We start from the raw sequence: 18,304 nt of genomic DNA, 5'->3' as shown, positions 1-18,304 counted from the left end.
TCCGATGGTTGACTTTCGCCTTGACGGGCACCGTGTACTCGTGACCGGCGCAGGGCGCGGGCTCGGCAGGGCCATTGCCGATGGCCTTGCCGAGCAAGGTGCGACCGTCTACGGGACGAGTCGTGATGCGGCGACAAGTCAGCAGATAGCGGAACGGTATGGCACACCGTCGCTGTCCGTCGAGATGACCGACCCCGACTCGATTTCGGAGTTCGTCGCCACCCTGCAGTTGCACAGCGGTGGCATCGACATGCTGGTCAACAACGCCGGCGTGAATATCCCAAAACCCGCCATTGAGGTGTCACCGCAGGACTGGGAAAGGGTATTCGACACGAATCTCAAAGGCAGTTTCTTTCTGTCGACCGCTGTGGCCAGAAGCTGGCTGAGCAGCGGCACGGCTGGGTCGATCGTCAACATTGCCTCCCAAACCGGCATCGTTGCGATTGAAGAACGGGCTGCCTATGGCACGAGCAAGGCCGGACTCATTCACCTGACCAAGATTCTGGCTCTTGAATGGGCGGGAAACGGGATTCGGGTCAATGCCGTCGCACCCACATTCGTGCGCACGGAACTGACCGAATCCACCCTGAGCCGGTCAGACTGGGCGGCCGAGCTTCTCGGTCGGATCCCGATCGGGAGATTTGGAGAGCCTGAGGACGTCGTCGGGGCCGTCGCATTCCTGCTCAGCGGCGCCGCATCGCTTATCACCGGTCACACCATCGCGATCGACGGTGGTTACACCATCCGCTAGACACGATCCAGGCAGCCTCGGGCCACAACCCGGGGCTGTCCCGTTGGAAGGTTTACACATGAGTGTCACAGCTAGCATTTCCACAACGGCCGTCGTCGGCTCGGGTTATATGGGAGGCGGCATCGCTCAGGTGCTGGCCCTCGGGGGGCACCCGGTCAGACTGGCTGACATTGATGGGCAGACCGCAGAAAAGGCGCGCATCCGTCTCATTAGGCAGGCCGAGGATTTTGAAGGCCGGGGCCTGATGCCCTTGGGTGCCGCAGCAACAATCGGGAAGAACATCTCCGCGGCAGGCTCTATCGAGGACGCCGTGGTCGAGGCGGACTACATCGCCGAGGCAGCGCCCGAGACTCTCGGAGTCAAACTGGACATCCTGCAGCGGATCTCACAGAGTGCGAGAATCGACGCCATTATCGGCACCAACACCTCGGCGATTCCCATCGGTGAACTGGCCGCGGCCGTCGCCAGCCCGGAGCGATTCCTTGGCGTGCATTGGATGAACCCGGCACCCTTCATTCCTGGCGTCGAGCTAATACCCGGACCTAGCACCGCCCCGGAGGCCGTAGACATCGCCGAAGCGCTCATCGTCAAGTCGGGCAAGATACCCGCGCGGGTGGCAGACACGCCGGGATTCGTCGCCAACAGACTTCAGTTCGCGCTCTATAAAGAGGCGATGCGCATCGTCGAAGAGGGCACCGCGACACCCGCACAGATCGACGCTGTCGTCAGCAATTCCTTCGGGTTTAGGCTGGCTCTCTTCGGGCCCTTCGCCATCGGCGATATGGCGGGGCTTGACGTGTATGAAGCGGCCTATGAAACCCTCGCGAAGTCCTACGGAGATCGCTTTTCTCCTCCGGAATCGCTGACCAGAATGGTCAAGAACGGAAATCTCGGCCTCAAATCTGGTCGTGGAATTCTGGACATCGATGCCGCCGAAACGGAGGCATTACTGGTATATCGCGACCACGCTTACGCCCGACTGTCCCAGCTGCGTGCCGAGCTCGGAAAGGCCCCTGGGCTCTAGATTTACTTGATGAGTGAGTCCTAATGGTCGTAGGCGATAAGGGATCGTTTGTTAGGTGTTCCGAGGAAGCCCGTTGTGCCAGATTCGCCAGCGGCGGATTCGGTGCCGCCCGAATCATCGTGACGATCCTGCTCACCGACTTCAACCTCCGCAAGATCGCCGCGTTTATGAGCGACAAGATCAAAGCCGACGCGAAGAAGCCGACTTACGGGGGACCGGGCGTGGCGCTGGTTCGGCGTCGCGACCGTGAATGGCGTAACGCCTAAACGGCTACGTACCCGCCCGGGGTGACGCAGCCAGGTAAAGCCACCGCGCCCCAGCATCCGATGAGACCGGCGGACCTGCCTGGAGAACTTAAGCCGATTTAGTGAGGCCCCCGAATCGTCCGAAAACGCAAACCCCAAGCGTTCTGGACAATCCGACGCGCACTAAGGCCCAGAATCACCAGACCGGCAGCCAAACGCCTCAAATGACCCGTAGAGGGTCACGCAACATCCGGTTGAACAAGAAATCGCTCCTGAGAAGCCGCAAGAGCGATTTCTTTTTGTTCCGCCCGGACCGTTTCGTGAAGAGTTTCGTGAACGGCCCTTAGGTCGGGCTAACAGGATTTGAACCTGCGACCCCTTGCAGAATTAGGGCGATTCTGGACACGACCGAAAGTCTCGGGAACTCACGGATTCCCTTTTATTTGCCGGGAACCGGGCGGTTCACTATCTCTGAGTCTACGTGGATTTATTGGGTCCGCCACGGTTGATTCAGGTGGGTCAATGGTGGGCATTCAGGCGGGACGAATAGGAAAAGATGATGTGAAGTGACGTGAAAGACGCCACTTCGGAATAAGTTGAGGGGGAATTACTGTGGCCGTTAGAGAAGGTGTCGGCGGTGGGACATGGAAGCGCACCACCGCCGGCGACAGATTTCAGGCGTCTTTCAAGTCGATGCCCTTCGTTTCCTTCATGATGAAACAGGCGATCCCCGTGCAGGCGCAGAGAACCATGATGTACACGCTGGAGAGCCAGCCAATATCCAGCGAGTTTAGGAGGGCGTTCAAGTAGGGAGCGGTGCCGCCGAACACAGCCACTGAAATGGAATAGGCGAAACCGATGGCCCGGGTGCGAATTCTGGTCGGAAAATTCTCAGAGAGGATGGCCGATAGCAAAGCACCGGGGATGGCGACGATCACTAAAGCGATCGCCGAGGCGAGCAGAAGCGTCCATCCCGCCGAATCGATCATGGCAGTCAGGGGGAGGGAAAGCGCGATCATGAGAACGGCGAAGATCAGCATCATCGGGCGCCGACCGACTCGGTCGGAAACCCATCCCCAGAGTGGCAGGGTTGCCAGGGCGATCAATTGGGCCGTCAGGGTCATCCAGAAGGCGGTGCCCGAGTCCATGCCTTTCTGGGTGATCGCGTAAGTGGAGGCGTACGAGGTCCAGGTGTAGTGAGCCGCTGTCACCCCAGAAGTCATGGCGATCATCAGCACGATTGTTCGGGCAACCTGAGCTTTCGGGAGCGGGGCCGGCTTTTCGGTGCCGGCCGTGTGGTCGTCGAAGACCTCGCTCTCACCCATGTTGCGTCGCATGTAGAGAGCCGCAAGGGCGAGGAAAGCGCCGAGGATGAACGGGATACGCCATCCCCAGGCCGCCACACTGTCGTCGGGCATGATGCTGGTCACACCGCCGGCGACACCGTAGGCCAATACAGACCCGCCGAAGATGGCGATGAAGACGGCGCTGCCCCAGAGTCCGCGATGGCGCCGCGGCGCAATTTCGGCGACGTAGGTATAAGCGGTCGCGGTTTCTCCGCCGTGCGCAAACCCTTGTATGACCCTGACCATGAGCAGCAGGAATGACGCCCAGGCGCCGGCGTTCTGATACGTCGGCATTACTGCCATGGCCAGGCTTCCGCCAGCCATCATGAGCATTGTCGTGACCAGGACGAATTTGCGCCCGCGCCGGTCGGCGACAAGGCCGAAGACGATGCCGCCAAGCGGTCGCATTAAGAAGCCGACGGCAAATACTCCCAGAGTGGAGAGGAGTCCGGAGATGGGATCTTCGGGGTTGAACATGGCAGCGGCGATGAACGGCGCAAAGACCGCGTAGGCGCTCCACTCATACCATTCGAGAACGTTGCCGAGAGTGCTGGCGATCAGGTCCCGCCGTTTAGACCGTTCGGTGACGCCGGTGGTTTCTCTGGCCGTGTCATTGTCGGTCTCGTCGATCTGGGTCATCAGAAAAGGCTCCTTTGCCTCAAGGTATTCACGTCAGTGCACCCCAAACGGGATGTCGATGGGTCGCAAGCCGGACACTTTGTCGTGCGGGTAGAACCCGGCTCCGGTCTTTCGGCCAAGCTGTCCTGCTTCGACCAGTCGACGCAGGTTGTTCGGAACAATGACGGCCGCGTCCCTGGACTCGGCATAAATGGAGTCAGCCACGTCGCAGACCACGTCAAGTCCAATGAAATCCGACAGTTCCAGCGGCCCGATGGGATACCCGCAACCGAGTTTCATACAACACCCACCGTTTCGATCCTCGATATTGCCGTTTGAGGCGTCATGCCTCGTACCTCCTGATCAGAGCGGCGAGTGCCTGACCGCCGCCGATGCACAGCGTGACGATGCCATATTCCGTGCCGCTGCGCTGCAAATGCCGGGCCGCACGGAGGGTCAGGATGGCGCCGGTCGCTCCGATGGGGTGGCCCAGGGCGATGGCCCCGCCGTAGGGGTTGGTCTTTTCTGGATCAAGTTTCAGGTCACGGATGACGGCGACGGACTGGGCCGCGAACGCTTCGTTAAGCTCGACGATCTCAATATCTGCCGGACTGAGTCCGGTCTCGTCAAAGAGTTTTCGCAGCGCCAGGGCCGGAGCATAGCCCATCAGCGCCGGATCGATCCCCGCCGTCGCGACATATTCCAGAGTGGCCAGGCCACCGAGTCCTCGTTCGCGGGCCGTGCTGTCCTTCATTAAAATTACGGCCGCGGCGCCATCGTTGATTCCCGATGAGTTGCCGGCGGTCACGCTGCCCCCCGTCTGAAACGCCGGGCGGAGCCCCTGCAGCGTTTCAAGGGTAGTGTCCGGGCGCGGTGCCTCATCGACGGTCACAGTCACCGGCTTCTTCCCGAGAACCAGAACCGGCGTGATTTCCTCGAGAAATACCGCCTGGGCTTCCGCGGTGCCCGCTCTGCGTTGGCTCTCCCAGGCAAACTCATCCTGTTCCCGCCGAGACACCCCGTATTTTTTGGCTACGTTTTCGGCGGTGACACCCATGTGTTTTTCGCTGAACGGGTCGGTGAGCATGGCCAGTGTGCCGTCGACTTGGGTGCGGTCCCCCAGCCGGGCATTGCCGCGGGCGTTGTAATCCAGGAAGGGCATCCGGGACATCGATTCATCGCCGCCGGCCAGGATGACGTCGGCTCCGCCCCAGCGCAGCTGCTGCGCAGCCGACCAGATGGCCTGCAGACCGCTGCCGCAGAGCCTATTCACGGTGAAGGCGGGGGTGCGCTCGGGCACGCCGGCTGCCAGAGCGACGCGGCGGGCGTTGTAGGCATCCGCACCGGCTTGGCCGACGCAGCCCATGATGACCTCGTCGATGTCGGCCGCGGTAACGCCGCTGCGCGCCATTGCCGCGGCCGCAGCAATAGCGCCCAGCTGGTGTGCTGGCACGGCCGCCAGGGCCCCGTTGTATTTCCCGACGGGCGTTCTGGCTCCGTCAACGATAACTATCTTCTGCTCTGACACTGCAATCTCGCTTCTATGACGTGCAGGGGAATGGCGTGAATGGGTTCAGGATGCGACGGTCGAGCCGACGCCGGCAAACTGCCGGGCACCGTCCAGTAGCCTCGGGATGCCTTCTTCCAGCGAGGGGCCGAAGCCGGTGTCGCCCGGTCGTTCACCCTTGAGCCAGCGGGTGTAAATGGCTTCGCAGAAAATGGATGCCTTCCACAGGGCCAGCGTCTGGTACCAGGGCAGCGCGTCCAGATCCAGATGCATTCGCTCGCGGTACCGCGAAATGAGCTGATCACGGGAGAGATATCCGGGTTCGCGGGTCACGCTGGTCAACTCGAGCGGCGTAGGAAAACTTCCGGGTTCCGAATAGGTTGCCGTGAGATAGCCAAGATCTGCCAACGGGTCACCCACCGTGGCCATTTCCCAGTCCAGGATGGCCATCACGCGTGCCGGGGACGACGGTTCAAACATCAGGTTGCCGGCTCGGAAGTCACCGTGGATCACTGTGGCGGCCTGGCTGGTGGGAATATTGCGTTCCAGCCAGCCACCGATGCTGACGACCTCGGGCAGATTCCGGGTGGTGTTCACCTCCCACAGGGCAGAAAAGCGCTCGACCTGTCGCTTCAGGTAGCCTTCCGGACGCCCGAACGTAGCCAGCTCACCGGAAGAAACATCCACCTGATGCAGCTGCACCAGGGTGTCGACAACGGCGTTGCTGGTTGCCTCACGCTGCGTCATGGAACCGAGGTAGTTCGGAATTCGATCGGTGATGACGGTGCCGCCCAGGAACGACATGATGTAAAAGGGAACACCGAGAAGCGACTCATCGTCGCAGACAGCGAGGATTTCCGGGACCGGTACTCCCTGCTTTCTGACCAGCTGCTGGATTCGCGCCTCACGGACCATGTCATGGGTGGAACGCGGCAGGGGGGGACGTGGCCCCCGGCGCAACACAAACACCTCGCTGCCACGCTGGAGACGATAGGTGATATTGGATTGCCCATCCCCAATCCGACCCCAGGACAGCCGGCCGGCACCGAGGCCCCTAGCATCCATGAACTCTTCGACTGCGTCCAGAATGAGAAGCGGCGGTGAGCCCAACTGTGCCGCATCGGTGCGGCTGGCGACGACTTCGACGCCGTCGGGAGTGGTGTGCATCAGTGAATTTCCGCCAGCTCGGTGTTGAGATCAGCGGTGTGCAAATTACCACGGTCCGTAGTAAAGCCGTGCACATCGGCCAGGTACGGCTCGCCCGCATCGACGGCCCGCTTCCTCATCGACGAGGCGCGCCGGGAGATGGCCCATTTATGGGTCTCGTTAGCGCCGTCGTAAATTCGGAACGGACGAACCTCGTTCAGGTACGCGGCCAAGGGAAGCGCGTCGGAAACGCCGTCGCCACCGCAGAGCTGGATGGCGCGGTCGACCACCCGGAAGATCGCTTCCGAGCAGTGCACCTTGGCAATGGAGGACATCGCGGATCCGGCCCGTGGATCCGTGTCGAGCAGCGCGGCGGTCTTAGTGATGATGGCGTCAGAGGTTTCAATATCGATCACCGATTGGGCAATCAATTCCTGGGCAAGGCCAAGGTTCTTCATCGGAGAGCCGAACAGCTCACGGCGCTCGATCCGGTCGAGGGCGATGTCCAGCGAGCGCCGCGCCAGGCCAAGCCAGCGCATGCAGTGCGTGAGCCGGGCTGGGCCGAGGCGCACTTGGGCATATCTGAAGCCGAGTCCGACGGCCCCCAGTACCGCGTCATCCGCCACAAAGCAGTCATCGAGATAAATGTGGGGATGACCGCCAGCTATGGCACGGTCCATGGTGTGGATGCTTTCGCCGAGCCGGATGCCTTGGTTGTCGAGATCGACCAGGAACATGGTGGCACCGGTCGGGGCGTCTCCGACAGCCTCGGTGCGGGCCATCACGATGCAGAAGGCTGCGCCGTCGGCGCCGCTTGTGAATCGTTTGTGACCATTAATGGACCATCCACCGTCGACTTTTGTCGCCACGGTTCGCAGGGCGGCCGGATCTGAACCGGCACCAGGGTGCGGCTCGGTCATTCCGAAGCAGGACCGCGACGTGCCGGCGGCCAGGGGTACAAGGTATCGCTGTTTCTGCGCCTCCGTAGCGATCAGATTTAGCATGTGCATATTGCCTTCGTCCGGCGCCATGCAGTTGAGTGCGGACGCGCCGATCGGGGAATATCCGGCCTCTTGAAAGATTGCGGACCAGTGCTGAATGGGGACGCCCTGGCCGCCGAATTCCTTAGGGACGTGCGGGGCAAAGACATTGGCGGCCTTCGCCGCCGCTTGTAGCCGGTCCCGGGTGGACTGGCTCAGGCGCTCGCCCGGCCTCGGCTCGGCGGGAATGACCGTGCTGCGGATGAATGCGCGGGTGCGGATTCGCAAATCTTCGATGTCGACGGGCAGTGACTCGGTGCTCATTGTTCTATTTCCTTTCGCGGGTGGGGGCCGATGAGTGGGGATGTCAAGCGGTGCCGCCGGCTGCAAGCAGGCCGCCGTCAAGGTTGATGACCTGACCGGTGATCCAGGCCGAATCTGAGGACGCGAGAAAAGCGACGGTGGCGGCGACATCCTCTGGGTTGCCGAGGCGGGCGAGAGGATATCTCGCGGCGACTTCCGCTTCCTTGCCTTCGTAGAGGGCCTGGGCGAATTGCGTTTTGACCACCGCCGGTGCAACCGCGTTCACTCGTATCTTCGGCCCCATTTCGACGGCAAGGGTGCGGGTCAGATGCGCGATGGCGGCCTTGGTCACGCCATAGAAACCGATGCCGGGTGCCGGTGTCTGCCCGGTGACCGAAGACACGTTAATCACGGTGCCGCCGCGGCCGGCGAAATCGAGGGCAACGTGGTGGTAAGCATCCTGGATCCAGGCCAGGGTGCCGAAGACGTTCACCTCGGTGATCTTGCGCGCGGCGGACAGGTCTAGATCCATCACCGATCCGTAGACGGGGTTGATGCCCGCATTGTTGACGAGGATGTCCAGCTGGCCGAATGTTTCGGTGACGGCATTGAGTACCTCGAGGCGGTGGTCCGGATCGTGGGCTTTGCCGGCGAGGGGGAGTACGGATCCGTTCGGGAACTGGGCGGCCGCATCGTGTAACGCCTCGGTGTTACGAGCGGTGATACAGACCCGGGCGCCCTCCGCCACCAGCCGCAAGGCGATGGCCAGTCCGATACCGCGACTGGCCCCCGTGACGATGGCCGTCTTGCCCTCGAGGCGGTGTGCTTGGACGGATTGCTCGCTCATAGTTTGTCTTTCTCGGACGGTAGGTCGTGGGCTGCCGTGTTTTCATCACGGAGCTCCTGGCGGCGAATTTTTCCGGTCTGTGTCTTGGGTAGGTCGTCGATGATGTGCACGATGCGGGGGTACTTGTAAGCTGCGAGGCGCTCTTTGGTGAATGCGATGAGTTCTGCTGGAGTGGCCGATGCACCTGATTTCAGGGACACGAAAGCGACGACGGTTTCGCCGCGGTACTCATCCGCCTGGCCGATCACAGCGGCCTCATGGACTGCGGGATGTTCGTATAGCGTGTCCTCGACCTCGCGGGGCCAGACCTTGTACCCGGAGACGTTGATCTGGTCTTTCAGCCGGTCGACCAGATAAACCCAGCCTTGGGTGTCGATGATGGCCACGTCGCCGGTGCGAAACCTGCCTCCGGGCATTGCGTGGGTGGTGGCATCCGGATTATTCCAGTAACCCGGGATGATTTGGGGTCCAGATAATTCCAGCTCGCCCTGGGTACCCGGCGGAACGGGTTGACCGTTCTGGTCGATGACTCTGGCTACAACGTGTGGTAGCGGAATGCCGATGGAAAGAGTGCCGCTGGAGGCATCGACCGGCGCCTCGGCACAGGGCGGGACGGCAATTACACCGGACGTGCTTTCGGTTAATCCATAGGCATTGTGGATATAGACGCCGAAGCGTTTTTTGAAGCGTTCCACGGTGGCCGGCGGGATTGGCGCCCCGCCGGAATACAGAGTCTTGACGGCGGCAAAATGGCTGGCGCTGGCATGCGGAAGCGCCAAAATCGCGTTGAACACAGTAATCGAGCCGATGGTAAAGCTGACCCTATGCTCGGCGAAGGCCTCCAACACAACATTGGGGTCGAAGCGGCCCGTAAAAACCAAGGTTGTGTCGGTGAACAGTGAGATCGCAGCGTTAATGACGGCGCCAGTGATATGAAATAGTGGGGCCACGGCCATGACGACGTCACCGGGGGCCAGCCGTGCAAAGCGGCCAAACGTCGTGGCGACGGCCAGGACGTTTTCGTGGGTGTTCATGGCGCCCTTTGGCGGTCCGGTCGTTCCAGAGGTATAGGTCAAGAGCGCCACGTCGTCGCGGGTCAGCTCAATGTCAGCGGGTCGCAAGCCGTCGAATTCGCGAATCAGAGCCGCGACGTCCCCGTCAGCCGAAGCTGCCGGGCGTGCTGTCATGTCACAGCTGCGTGGATCGTTTCGCGTTTGAAAGTCACGTGCAGAGGTACTGATGAGCCAAGAAGCGGTGCCTCCGGCAAGCGTTTGACGGGTTTCCGACACAGCCGTGTCGGAACAAATAACACCGATTGCGCCCGAGTCGTCAACGAGGCGACGCAGCTCTCTACGTTTGTACATGGGGTTCAGCAACAGTGCCGTCGCCCCCAATTTCCAGAGGGCCAGCAGGGCAAGCGCATAGTGGGGGGTGTTCTGGAGGTAGATGCCTACCCGGGCGCCGCGGATTGTGCCGCGGGCCTCGAGCGCTATAGCGAGAGCGTCGGAGGCACGGTCGACTTCGGCGGCAGTCATCCTGCCATCGAAATAGCGAAGTGCGACGCGATCCGGATTGGCGGCGACGCGGGCCTTCCACGCCTCTACGGTGGACTCGTACCGCATCTCTGTACGTACATCCATGCTGAGAACGTCTGGTGCGGTCTGAGAATCCTCTACGGCGTTGATCCCAGAACGACTCTCTACCGAAGAGCCGATCTCACAACGGTTGGTCACAGTTGAACGAGTCACGACAGCCGCCCCCCTCCGGCATCTTCGCCGAAATTGACTTACTAACTCCTACCGAGCGATCGCTCGGTAGGAGTTAGTCTGGAGTAGACGTCATCATCTGTCAAGACAGACAATGGCAATCAGGCATTAACAGGTGAAGGAGCATTCGTGAAAGTTGAGACTGCGAAAAGAGTCGAGGATGCAGCCGAATGGCGCAAATACTCCGAAAATGTTCTGCCACCCCTGCTACAGGCGGCTTTGGATAGTTTTGTGGAGCACGGCTATCACGGCACGACAATTCGCACTGTGGCCGCTCGGGCCAAGCTCTCCGTACCGGGCCTATATCACCACTACGCCTCCAAGCAGGCACTGCTGGTGGCGATCGTACAGTTTGCGATGGAGGATTTATTGGTCAGGAGCGAGGACGCTATAGCGGAGGCAGGTTCCTCAGTGGAGGAACAGTTTCGCCTGCTGATCGAATGTCTGGCGCTCTTTCACGCTCACCGCAGTGAGCTCGCCTTCATCGCTGCTAGTGAGATCCGAAGTCTGGAAGGCGAGTCGCGAACGGCGCACATCAAATCCCGCGATAAGCAGCAGCAGATGGTGGACGACATCATCAATCAGGGTATGCGGGAGGGGATCTTTGACGCTGAGCACCCCAAAGACACCAGCCGAGCCATCGTGACTATGTGTACCGGTATTGCGCAGTGGTACCGCCATGACGGTGAGCTTTCGCCCGAAGAGCTGGCCATCAGATATGCCAACATCGCCCGAATGACTTTAGGGGTTGGCTCAGGCTCTCAAAGACGGAGTGTCCTCACGGCGCCCACGCCTTTACGAACAGATGCGCGAGGCAGGCCGAACCGCGGCTGACCGTGAGCAGCGACCAGTGAATTTTGGCTATCTCGTCTGGCCGCTGCACAGAGCGGCCAGACTGCCCTTAGGTTCGAGGATTCGGGTCACGTCCCGCTGTGTGGTTCCTCGACACCGTGCACGCACCAAGGCGACGAATGCGACTCTGAGCGATATGCCATTCCCAAAGGTCCCTACTGTCAGGGTTTCTTCGGTGCCCTACGAACCCGGCTAGCCACCTGCATTCAGTGAAAATGACCGCAACCGCCGCATATTTCACTTTTTTTCACAAGCCGCCCCTCCATGACGAAATCGGCCAAAATCGTGGCTATAACCATTCAAACGGACGTTTTCACGGGCCTCCGCTCACTGTCGCGCCTGCCGACCACGAGACTTCTACCCACCGGAGACATCCGGTCCACCGCCCAAGCAGGAGATGAACCGTGAGCGACCAGATCACCGAGTTGTCAGCATCCGCGCTCGCTCTAGCCATTCGCCGACGCGAGATCTCGGCCAACGAAGCCCTCGACGCGCACCTCGCCCAGATCGACCGGGTGAACCCTCGCATCAACGCCATCGTCACCCAAGATCGTGAAGCGGCCCGCGACCTTGCGGTGGCCGCCGACACCCGCACCCTGAGCGGCGACGATCTGCCTCCACTGCACGGCGTTCCGATCACGCATAAGGACACGCATTCCACCGCCGGCCTGCGCACGACCTTCGGGTCACCAGTGTTCGCTGACCACGTGCCCGATCACGACGATCTGATCATCGAGCGGTTCAAGGCCGCCGGTGTCGTCACCACCGGTAAATCCAACGTGCCGGAGTTCGCGGCCGGGTCGCACACCTTCAACGAGGTCTTCGGAACGACCACCAACCCGTATGACCCCTCTCTCAGCGCGGGCGGCAGTAGCGGAGGGGCCGCCGCAGCTCTGGCCGCACGCATTCAGGCCATTAGCGACGGCAGCGACATGGGCGGCTCGCTGCGCATTCCCGCCTCTTTTTGCAACGTGGTGGGATTCCGGCCGTCGCTCGGCGTGGTCCCCCTGCAGCCGAGCCGTAACGCCTGGAGCTGGCTCTCTCGCAGCGGTCCCTTGGCCCGGGAGGTGACCGATATTGCCCTGGCTATGTCGGTGATTGCGGGACCAGACGCCGCTACACCGTATTTCAACCCGGTGCCGGCACGCCGGTTTCTTGAGCCGCTGCAGCGCGATCTCACAGGGCTCGTCATCGGCTGGTCCGACGATTTCGGTCTGGGCATTCCGGTGCAGAAAGAGGTGCTGCGCGTGCTGCATCAGCAGCTGCAGGTGTTCGAAGACCTCGGCGCGACGGTGGAGCAGGCGGCCCCTGATCTGCGTGATGCCGATGAGGTGTTCAGCACAGTGCGCGCGTTCGACTTTGCCTTGTCCTACGGCGATCTTGTGGCCCGGCACGGCGACAAGATTAAACCCGAGGTGCGCTGGAATGTGGAGCGCGGCCTTGCTCTGAACGGAGCCGACGTCGTCTCGGCCGCGCTGGCCCGCACCCGGTTAGCGCAAAAGACCCGTATCTTCTTCGCCCGCTACGACGTTTTCGCGAGTCCGGCCGCCCAGCTGCTTCCCTTCGATGCCGCCCTGCGGTATCCGACCGAGATCGACGGCGTGCCGTTTGAGAACTACCTTGAGTGGATGCGTTCCGCCTGCGTCGTTTCTGCGACCGGGCTTCCCGCGCTTTGCGTGCCAGCGGGCTTCAGCGAGTCCGGTCTGCCGGTCGGATTACAGCTGGTCATGGACCACGGGCAGGATGTCGAGCTGCTGCAGGTGGGGTACAGCTTCGAACAGGCCACCCGCTATGCGTGGCAGGCTCCCGATCTGCGCGACATAGGTAGCTGAGATGCGTCGTCGACGTTCAGATTCGCGCGGGCTGCAGCACTCGTCCGCCTCGTTTGAAAGCCTCGAGCAGCAGACTGACATCAATCGATTTGGTGTGAGCAACCCAAGGCGCGGACGTCACGCAGGCATAGAGGGCAGCTTGGTCCTTCGCCGTGACATTCGCTACGATCTGGTAGTCGCCGGCGACCGCGGCTGCGTACCTCACCAGCGGCGAGGCCGCGAGCTCTCGCCCGGCCGCCTCGACGTTCTTCGGGTCGCTGCGGATCCACAAAAACGCTTCGACGGGAAGGCCGACACTCGCCGGTTCAACGACCGCCCGAATGTAAACATGGTTGTTCTGCAGCAGCCATTCCGTGCGGCGGCGGGCCGTGGCGTTGGACACCCCAGTCAGGCGGGCCAACCGTTCGCAGGACACCCGCCCGTCTCGGCAAAGCGCCTCCACGATCTCGTTGTCGACCCGGCTCAGCCGCTGCGGCTCCTGCAGACTCCACGTGTCCGTCGTCACACCGGCCCGCAGGGCATCAGCTTCGACCTCCGTCAGCAAGTCAGGCTGCCAGCCGCGGATGGTGCGGAAGTAGCGCATCACGGGGTAGCTGACTGCGCGCACCAAACCGACCGTACCGGGGATCTCGTCCGTGAGCAGTGCCGGCATCAGCTCGGCCTCGGTCAGCACTTCGACGACACAGTCCACGCCGCCGGTCATCGTGTACGAGAAGGTCGAATCGCGACGCTGCGCCAGTGCGTTCGCGGTCGCGCGCGTGGTGCCCGGCGCGGTCTGAACGCGGATGATCACCGAGGTGGATTGTGGGCGGAGTCCGGCCACCTGCACCAGCCGGGCTTCGATCAGTTCACTGCCCCGGCGGGCGACAGTGCGCTCCGGTTCGCCGAGCACGACGGCGATTTGGCTCCAAGAGCTGCGCCCGTCGAACTGCAGCGCGGCCGCAATCCGCCGCTCCAAGGGATCCAGTAGCCGCACAATCCATCCTTGCTCGTACGCCGTTCCTTGAAAATACAAGGATTTCCTTAGCGCCGAACTTATCATCACGCACTGCCCCACCCGCATTCCAGCACTGGAGCACTTATGATTACGTCCCTACCCGGTGACCCTGACTCAACCGACATCCTTGCCATTGCCAACCTGCCAATCCTGTGGATTTTGGCTGTCGGCGTGTTCGCCGCCATCATCCTGCAAACGGTCGTGTACATACGTGCGGCCCGGATCGCCGCGCCGGCGGCCGGCATCAGCTCGGCCGAACTGAAAACCTCGTTCCGCGCCGGCGCCGTGGCCGCAATTGGCCCCTCCCTGGCGGTAGTGCTCGTCAGTGTGGCCCTGCTCAGCCTGTTCGGAACCCCGGCTGTGCTGGTGCGCGTCGGTCTGGTCGGGTCGGCTGCCACCGAGACTGCTTCGGCCAGTATTGCCGCCAGTACCATGGGAGCAGCCCTTGGCGACGCGAGCTACACCCAGAGCGTGTTCGCCGTCGCATTTATGGCGATGAGCCTCTCCGGCGCCATGTGGATGATCGCCACCCTGGTGTTGACCCCGCTGCTTAAACGCGGCGACTCTCGGCTGCGCAGCGTGAACCCCACCCTGATGGCCATCATCCCCGCTGCCGCGCTCCTCGGAGCGTTCGCGAGCCTCGGCATCGGCGAGCTCGGCAAAACCCCCGTGCACATCCTGACCGTTGTCACCTCGGCCGCGGTGATGGGCGCCTGCCTGTTCCTGGCACGCCGCTTCAACTTGGGCTGGCTACGCGAATGGGGGCTCGGCTTCTCCATCGTGATCGGCCTCATCGTCGCATACACCGCCCACACCACCGGCCTCGCACCGGTCGCCTGAACCAACATCGAGAAAGGCCAGCATGTTCTCCACAACAGTGATCACCACGCCGTCCGCCGATTTGGCGACCTTCGACCGCACAACGAGCCGCTGGGGTCGGTCCACCATGATCGCCGCACTGGTCATGTCACTCGCCGCGCCGCTCTACCTGGTGCTTTTCGCCGACCTTGGCATCACGCAGACACAGGTCTGGATCGCGTTCCTCGCCGTTGCCGCCGTGTTCTCGGTGCTGTGGGTGGTCGAACCGATCACCTACTACCCGATCCTTGGTCCCGCGGCAATGTACCAGGCGTTCATGATCGGCAACATCGCCAACAAGCTGCTCCCCTCTGCACTGGTCGCCCAAGCGGCCATCGGCGCTAAGGCTGGCACCAAGCGCGGCGAATTCTCAGCCCTGATGGCCATCTGCGGCGCCGCGATGGTGCACGTGTTCTTCATGCTGGTGTTCGTCGGTCTATTCGGCTCCTGGCTGGTCAACATCGTGCCAGCCGACGTCACCGACGTCGCGCGCCTGTACATCTTCCCCAGCATCATCGGCGGGGTCATCGTGCAGCTCGTGGTGTCATTGAAACAACCTCGCGTCACGCTTATCGCCATCGGCACAGCCGCGTTCGTCTTCTTCGTGCTCGTGCCCGCCGTCCCCAGCGTCGCAAACCTCGCCACCGGAATTACCGTCGTCACCACCGCCGTGCTGGCCTGGTTCCTACGCAGCAAGCCCCGCTCCGACTCCACGAAAGAGATCTCATGACCGTGACCCTACTTCCGACTGATGACACCACGACCCGCGCGATGCAGGAGCTGTACCGGCACCTGCACGCGCATCCGGAACTGTCCATGCAGGAGACCGAGACCTGTGCGTTCCTCACCCGGCGCCTTGATGATCTCGGGCTCGAGACCTTCCGCTGCGGCGGGACCGGCGTCGTCGGTATCCTGCGCAACGGCGCCGGTCCCACGGTCGCCTACCGCGCCGACATCGACGGCCTGCCTATCCAGGAAGAGACCGGACTCGACTACGCGAGCACCGCCCGCGGCACCCTGGCCGACGGCACCGACGTGCCTGCGATGCACGGGTGTGGCCACGACACTCACATGACAGTCGCGTTGACACTGGCCGAGCACCTCGTCACCCACCCGTCCGCTTGGGCAGGCACCGTGGTGTTCATCTTCCAACCCGGGGAAGAGACCGGGGCGGGAGCGGTAGCCATGCTCGCCGACGGGCTGTGGGACCGCGCCCCCCGCCCCGAGATCGTCTTCGGCCAGCACGTTTGGCCCGGCCTCGCTGGCACCGTCGACATCAGCAGCGGCGTGGCGATGGCGATGGCTGATTCCTGGAAGGTGACCGTGCACGGCCGTCAGGCCCACGGCTCCCAGCCCGATCAGTCGATCGACCCGATCGTGATCGGCGCTCACATGGTCGTGCGTCTGCAGACCGTCGTGTCGCGAGAGGTGCACCCGATGAAGGCCGCTGTGGTCACGGTCGGCACCTTCCACGGCGGACTCAAGGAAAACATCATCCCCGCCACTGCCGAGTTCACTGTAAACGTGCGCACTTTTGACGTCGAAGTGCGGACCCGCGTACTGGATTCGCTGCGCCGCATCATCGCGGCCGAAGCACAAGCATCCGGAGCCCCCGATCCGATGATCGAGGTGCTCTCCACATTCCCCCGCTGCTACAACGACCCGGCGGCAACCCAACAACTGATCGCTGCGCTCAGCGGCGCCCTCGGAGCGAACGGCGTAAAAGAGGTTCCGCCAGTGATGGGAAGTGAGGACTTCGGACTGCTTGCCGAGGCCATCGGCGTACCCTCGGTGTATTGGATGTTCGGCGGCTATTCCCAGCAAACCATCGACGCAACCGAATCCGTCGCCGGCAACCACTCGCCACATTTCGCCCCCGACTCTGAGCCTGCCTTGGCAGCCGGGCTCACCGCCGCCCTCACCGCCATACTGTCGCGGGTCGGCACGCCGGGCGGCGTCGCATGAACACCTCAACAGCCCGACTCTCGGTCAACGGACCCCGACTGGTCGCTGACCTCAAAGCACTCGGCAGCATCGGATGCGGGCCGGGCGGCGGCCTGGATCGCACTTCCTTCTCGGCAGCGGATGGCGAGGCTCGCGCATGGCTGCTCGGGCGCTGCGCCGAAGCCGGTCTCAGGGCGGAAGTGGACGGCATCGGGAACATCGTCGTATCGCCCGACTACGATGCCCGGACTGCGGCCCAGCCCGCTGTGTGGTCCGGGTCGCACATCGACACCGTGCCAAACGGGGGCGCATTCGACGGGGCGCTCGGTGTGCTCGCCGCGCTGGAATGCCTGCGCCGCATTCAAGAGGAACGCCCAGCCCTAGACCGGCCGGTGCGGGCGGTCATGTTCACCGACGAGGAGGGCAACTACGCCCATCTGTTCGGGTCGAGCGCACTCGCACGAGGATTTTCCCGCACCGAGCTGGAGTCGCTCACCGGTCGAGACGGCGACCGGTTCGCTGACACCTTCGCGGCCACCGGCGGAGACCTCGATGCGGCCACGGCGACCAAGCTGGACCCCGCTACGCTGCACGCCACGGTGGAGTTGCACATCGAGCAGGGACCAACGCTCGAGCAGCTCGGGCACGACATCGGCGTGGTCACCGGCATCGTGGCGCTCGGCGGTGGCGTGGTGTCGTTCCGAGGCCGGGCCGACCATGCCGGCACCACCCCGATGAACCAGCGCCGCGACGCCCTCACTGCCGCCGGCGCGCTGCTCGTGGCGTTGCCCGAAGTGGCCTCAAGCGTTAGCGAGCGTGCCGTCGTCACCTCGGGAATCGTGACGGTCGAGCCGGGAAGCGCCAACGTGATCCCAGGGCTGGCCCGGGTTACGGTGGATTTTCGGGAAGCGGAGACGGATCTGGTTGACGCCCTGCAAACGACCATCGTGGATGTGGCCCGGGAGATTGCGCTGCGCTACGGGGTGCAAGTGGAGTTCGATTTTGAGGTCACGATCCCGCCGGTTCGGCTCGACGCCAGCATTCAGGCGACCATCGAGGCCGCGGCCGCCGCGCGTGAGTTGTTGTACAGCTCGCTGCCGTCCGGGGCTGGCCATGACTCGCAAAACATGGCTCAGCTGGCGCCGACGGGCATGATTTTCGTGCCGAGCATCGACGGACGCAGCCACTGCCCCGAGGAGAACACTGCGTGGATCGACGTGGAGAACGGCGCGAATGTGCTGCTCGACACCCTGCTGAGCCTCGCCCGCGACTGACGGTCCCGCCCCGC

The 18,304-nt window shown here is 62.7% G+C and carries 17 protein-coding genes; 9 read left to right on the top strand and 8 right to left on the bottom strand.

The genetic code is table 11. The annotated features are described in order from the left end of the window. The first annotated feature begins 4 nt into the window (after window positions 1-4). From E3T29_RS19105 to E3T29_RS19865, 3 genes are read left to right on the top strand one after another with little or no spacing between them, the layout of a single operon-like run. A complete protein-coding gene (locus E3T29_RS19105; RefSeq protein WP_134347057.1) occupies window positions 5-751 on the top strand; it encodes an SDR family NAD(P)-dependent oxidoreductase in 747 nt (248 codons plus the stop codon). Between the two features lie 58 nt (window positions 752-809). Then, window positions 810-1,775 (top strand): 3-hydroxyacyl-CoA dehydrogenase family protein, encoded by a 966-nt coding sequence (locus tag E3T29_RS19100; RefSeq protein WP_134347056.1) that lies wholly within the window; start codon window positions 810-812, stop codon window positions 1,773-1,775. Between the two features lie 23 nt (window positions 1,776-1,798). Next, window positions 1,799-2,041 carry a hypothetical protein gene (locus E3T29_RS19865; protein WP_134378291.1) on the top strand — a complete coding sequence of 81 codons (243 nt, stop codon included), beginning with the start codon at window positions 1,799-1,801 and terminating at the stop codon, window positions 2,039-2,041. Between the two features lie 653 nt (window positions 2,042-2,694). On the opposite strand, the gene E3T29_RS19095 is transcribed toward E3T29_RS19865, so the two are convergent. The 7 genes from E3T29_RS19095 to E3T29_RS19065 are packed head-to-tail and all read right to left on the bottom strand — an operon-like array spanning window position 2,695 to window position 10,407. Then, window positions 2,695-4,005, bottom strand: a complete 1,311-nt coding sequence (locus tag E3T29_RS19095; RefSeq protein WP_134347055.1) for an MFS transporter — start codon at window positions 4,003-4,005, stop codon at window positions 2,695-2,697. A 33-nt stretch (window positions 4,006-4,038) separates the two neighbouring features. After that, window positions 4,039-4,284, bottom strand: a complete 246-nt coding sequence (locus E3T29_RS19090; RefSeq protein WP_134347054.1) for a 3-hydroxyacyl-CoA dehydrogenase family protein — start codon at window positions 4,282-4,284, stop codon at window positions 4,039-4,041. Window positions 4,285-4,327: 43 nt separating this feature from the next. Continuing rightward, window positions 4,328-5,512 (bottom strand): thiolase family protein, encoded by a 1,185-nt coding sequence (locus E3T29_RS19085; RefSeq protein WP_134347053.1) that lies wholly within the window; start codon window positions 5,510-5,512, stop codon window positions 4,328-4,330. Window positions 5,513-5,557: 45 nt separating this feature from the next. Then, a complete protein-coding gene (locus tag E3T29_RS19080) occupies window positions 5,558-6,658 on the bottom strand; it encodes a phosphotransferase family protein (protein ID WP_198417799.1) in 1,101 nt (366 codons plus the stop codon). Beyond that, the gene (locus tag E3T29_RS19075; RefSeq protein WP_134347051.1) at window positions 6,658-7,941 is read right to left on the bottom strand and encodes an acyl-CoA dehydrogenase family protein; all 1,284 of its coding nucleotides are present in this window, start codon (window positions 7,939-7,941) and stop codon (window positions 6,658-6,660) included. The genes E3T29_RS19080 and E3T29_RS19075 overlap by 1 nt, the downstream gene beginning before the upstream one ends. Before the next feature lie 43 nt (window positions 7,942-7,984). Beyond that, window positions 7,985-8,767 carry an SDR family oxidoreductase gene (locus tag E3T29_RS19070; protein WP_134347050.1) on the bottom strand — a complete coding sequence of 261 codons (783 nt, stop codon included), beginning with the start codon at window positions 8,765-8,767 and terminating at the stop codon, window positions 7,985-7,987. Further along, window positions 8,764-10,407, bottom strand: a complete 1,644-nt coding sequence (locus E3T29_RS19065; protein WP_134347049.1) for a class I adenylate-forming enzyme family protein — start codon at window positions 10,405-10,407, stop codon at window positions 8,764-8,766. The genes E3T29_RS19070 and E3T29_RS19065 overlap by 4 nt, the downstream gene beginning before the upstream one ends. A 255-nt stretch (window positions 10,408-10,662) precedes the next feature. On the opposite strand from E3T29_RS19065, the gene E3T29_RS19060 reads away from it, so the two are divergent. Then, the gene (locus E3T29_RS19060) at window positions 10,663-11,367 is read left to right on the top strand and encodes a TetR/AcrR family transcriptional regulator (RefSeq protein ID WP_134347048.1); all 705 of its coding nucleotides are present in this window, start codon (window positions 10,663-10,665) and stop codon (window positions 11,365-11,367) included. A 422-nt stretch (window positions 11,368-11,789) separates the two neighbouring features. Continuing rightward, window positions 11,790-13,217, top strand: coding sequence for an amidase (locus E3T29_RS19055; RefSeq protein WP_134347047.1), 1,428 nt, complete (start codon window positions 11,790-11,792; stop codon window positions 13,215-13,217). Between the two features lie 16 nt (window positions 13,218-13,233). Here the strand turns inward: E3T29_RS19055 and E3T29_RS19050 are convergent, their stop codons facing one another. Further along, on the bottom strand, window positions 13,234-14,280 hold the full coding sequence (locus E3T29_RS19050; protein ID WP_370449211.1) for an Lrp/AsnC family transcriptional regulator: 1,047 nt from the start codon (window positions 14,278-14,280) through the stop codon (window positions 13,234-13,236). Between the two features lie 18 nt (window positions 14,281-14,298). Here E3T29_RS19050 and E3T29_RS19045 point away from each other — a divergent pair, with 18 nt between their 5' ends. From E3T29_RS19045 to E3T29_RS19030, 4 genes are read left to right on the top strand one after another with little or no spacing between them, the layout of a single operon-like run. Continuing rightward, a complete protein-coding gene (locus E3T29_RS19045) occupies window positions 14,299-15,054 on the top strand; it encodes a DUF5058 family protein (protein WP_092451416.1) in 756 nt (251 codons plus the stop codon). A 22-nt stretch (window positions 15,055-15,076) separates the two neighbouring features. Continuing rightward, window positions 15,077-15,802, top strand: a complete 726-nt coding sequence (locus E3T29_RS19040; protein ID WP_134347046.1) for a hypothetical protein — start codon at window positions 15,077-15,079, stop codon at window positions 15,800-15,802. Beyond that, entirely contained in the window at window positions 15,799-17,037 is a 1,239-nt protein-coding gene (locus tag E3T29_RS19035) for an amidohydrolase (RefSeq protein ID WP_134347045.1), read from the top strand. The genes E3T29_RS19040 and E3T29_RS19035 overlap by 4 nt, the downstream gene beginning before the upstream one ends. Further along, on the top strand, window positions 17,034-18,290 hold the full coding sequence (locus tag E3T29_RS19030; RefSeq protein ID WP_092451422.1) for a Zn-dependent hydrolase: 1,257 nt from the start codon (window positions 17,034-17,036) through the stop codon (window positions 18,288-18,290). Before E3T29_RS19035 ends, E3T29_RS19030 begins: the two co-directional genes overlap by 4 nt. Window positions 18,291-18,304: the final 14 nt, after the last annotated feature.

It is taken from the genome of Cryobacterium sp. TMT1-66-1 (assembly GCF_004403435.1).
GTDB classification, from domain to species: domain Bacteria; phylum Actinomycetota; class Actinomycetes; order Actinomycetales; family Microbacteriaceae; genus Cryobacterium; species Cryobacterium flavum.
Note: the sequence above shows the minus strand (reverse complement) of the source record. Positions and strands in the feature narration are given on the sequence as shown.

Excerpts from the sequence above, each read along its gene's own strand:
- E3T29_RS19080 (WP_198417799.1), bottom strand. The coding sequence starts at position 6,658 with ATGCACACCACTCCCGACGGCGTCGAAGTCGTCGCCAGCCGCACCGAT.
- E3T29_RS19070 (WP_134347050.1), bottom strand. The coding sequence starts at position 8,767 with ATGAGCGAGCAATCCGTCCAAGCACACCGCCTCGAGGGCAAGACGGCC.
- E3T29_RS19065 (WP_134347049.1), bottom strand. The coding sequence starts at position 10,407 with ATGGATGTACGTACAGAGATGCGGTACGAGTCCACCGTAGAGGCGTGG.
- E3T29_RS19035 (WP_134347045.1), top strand. The coding sequence starts at position 15,799 with ATGACCGTGACCCTACTTCCGACTGATGACACCACGACCCGCGCGATG.
- E3T29_RS19105 (WP_134347057.1), top strand. The coding sequence starts at position 5 with ATGGTTGACTTTCGCCTTGACGGGCACCGTGTACTCGTGACCGGCGCA.
- E3T29_RS19050 (WP_370449211.1), bottom strand. The coding sequence starts at position 14,280 with ATGCGGGTGGGGCAGTGCGTGATGATAAGTTCGGCGCTAAGGAAATCC.
- E3T29_RS19090 (WP_134347054.1), bottom strand. The coding sequence starts at position 4,284 with ATGAAACTCGGTTGCGGGTATCCCATCGGGCCGCTGGAACTGTCGGAT.
- E3T29_RS19040 (WP_134347046.1), top strand. The coding sequence starts at position 15,077 with ATGTTCTCCACAACAGTGATCACCACGCCGTCCGCCGATTTGGCGACC.
- E3T29_RS19095 (WP_134347055.1), bottom strand. The coding sequence starts at position 4,005 with ATGACCCAGATCGACGAGACCGACAATGACACGGCCAGAGAAACCACC.
- E3T29_RS19100 (WP_134347056.1), top strand. The coding sequence starts at position 810 with ATGAGTGTCACAGCTAGCATTTCCACAACGGCCGTCGTCGGCTCGGGT.
- E3T29_RS19030 (WP_092451422.1), top strand. The coding sequence starts at position 17,034 with ATGAACACCTCAACAGCCCGACTCTCGGTCAACGGACCCCGACTGGTC.
- E3T29_RS19075 (WP_134347051.1), bottom strand. The coding sequence starts at position 7,941 with ATGAGCACCGAGTCACTGCCCGTCGACATCGAAGATTTGCGAATCCGC.
- E3T29_RS19865 (WP_134378291.1), top strand. The coding sequence starts at position 1,799 with ATGGTCGTAGGCGATAAGGGATCGTTTGTTAGGTGTTCCGAGGAAGCC.
- E3T29_RS19045 (WP_092451416.1), top strand. The coding sequence starts at position 14,299 with ATGATTACGTCCCTACCCGGTGACCCTGACTCAACCGACATCCTTGCC.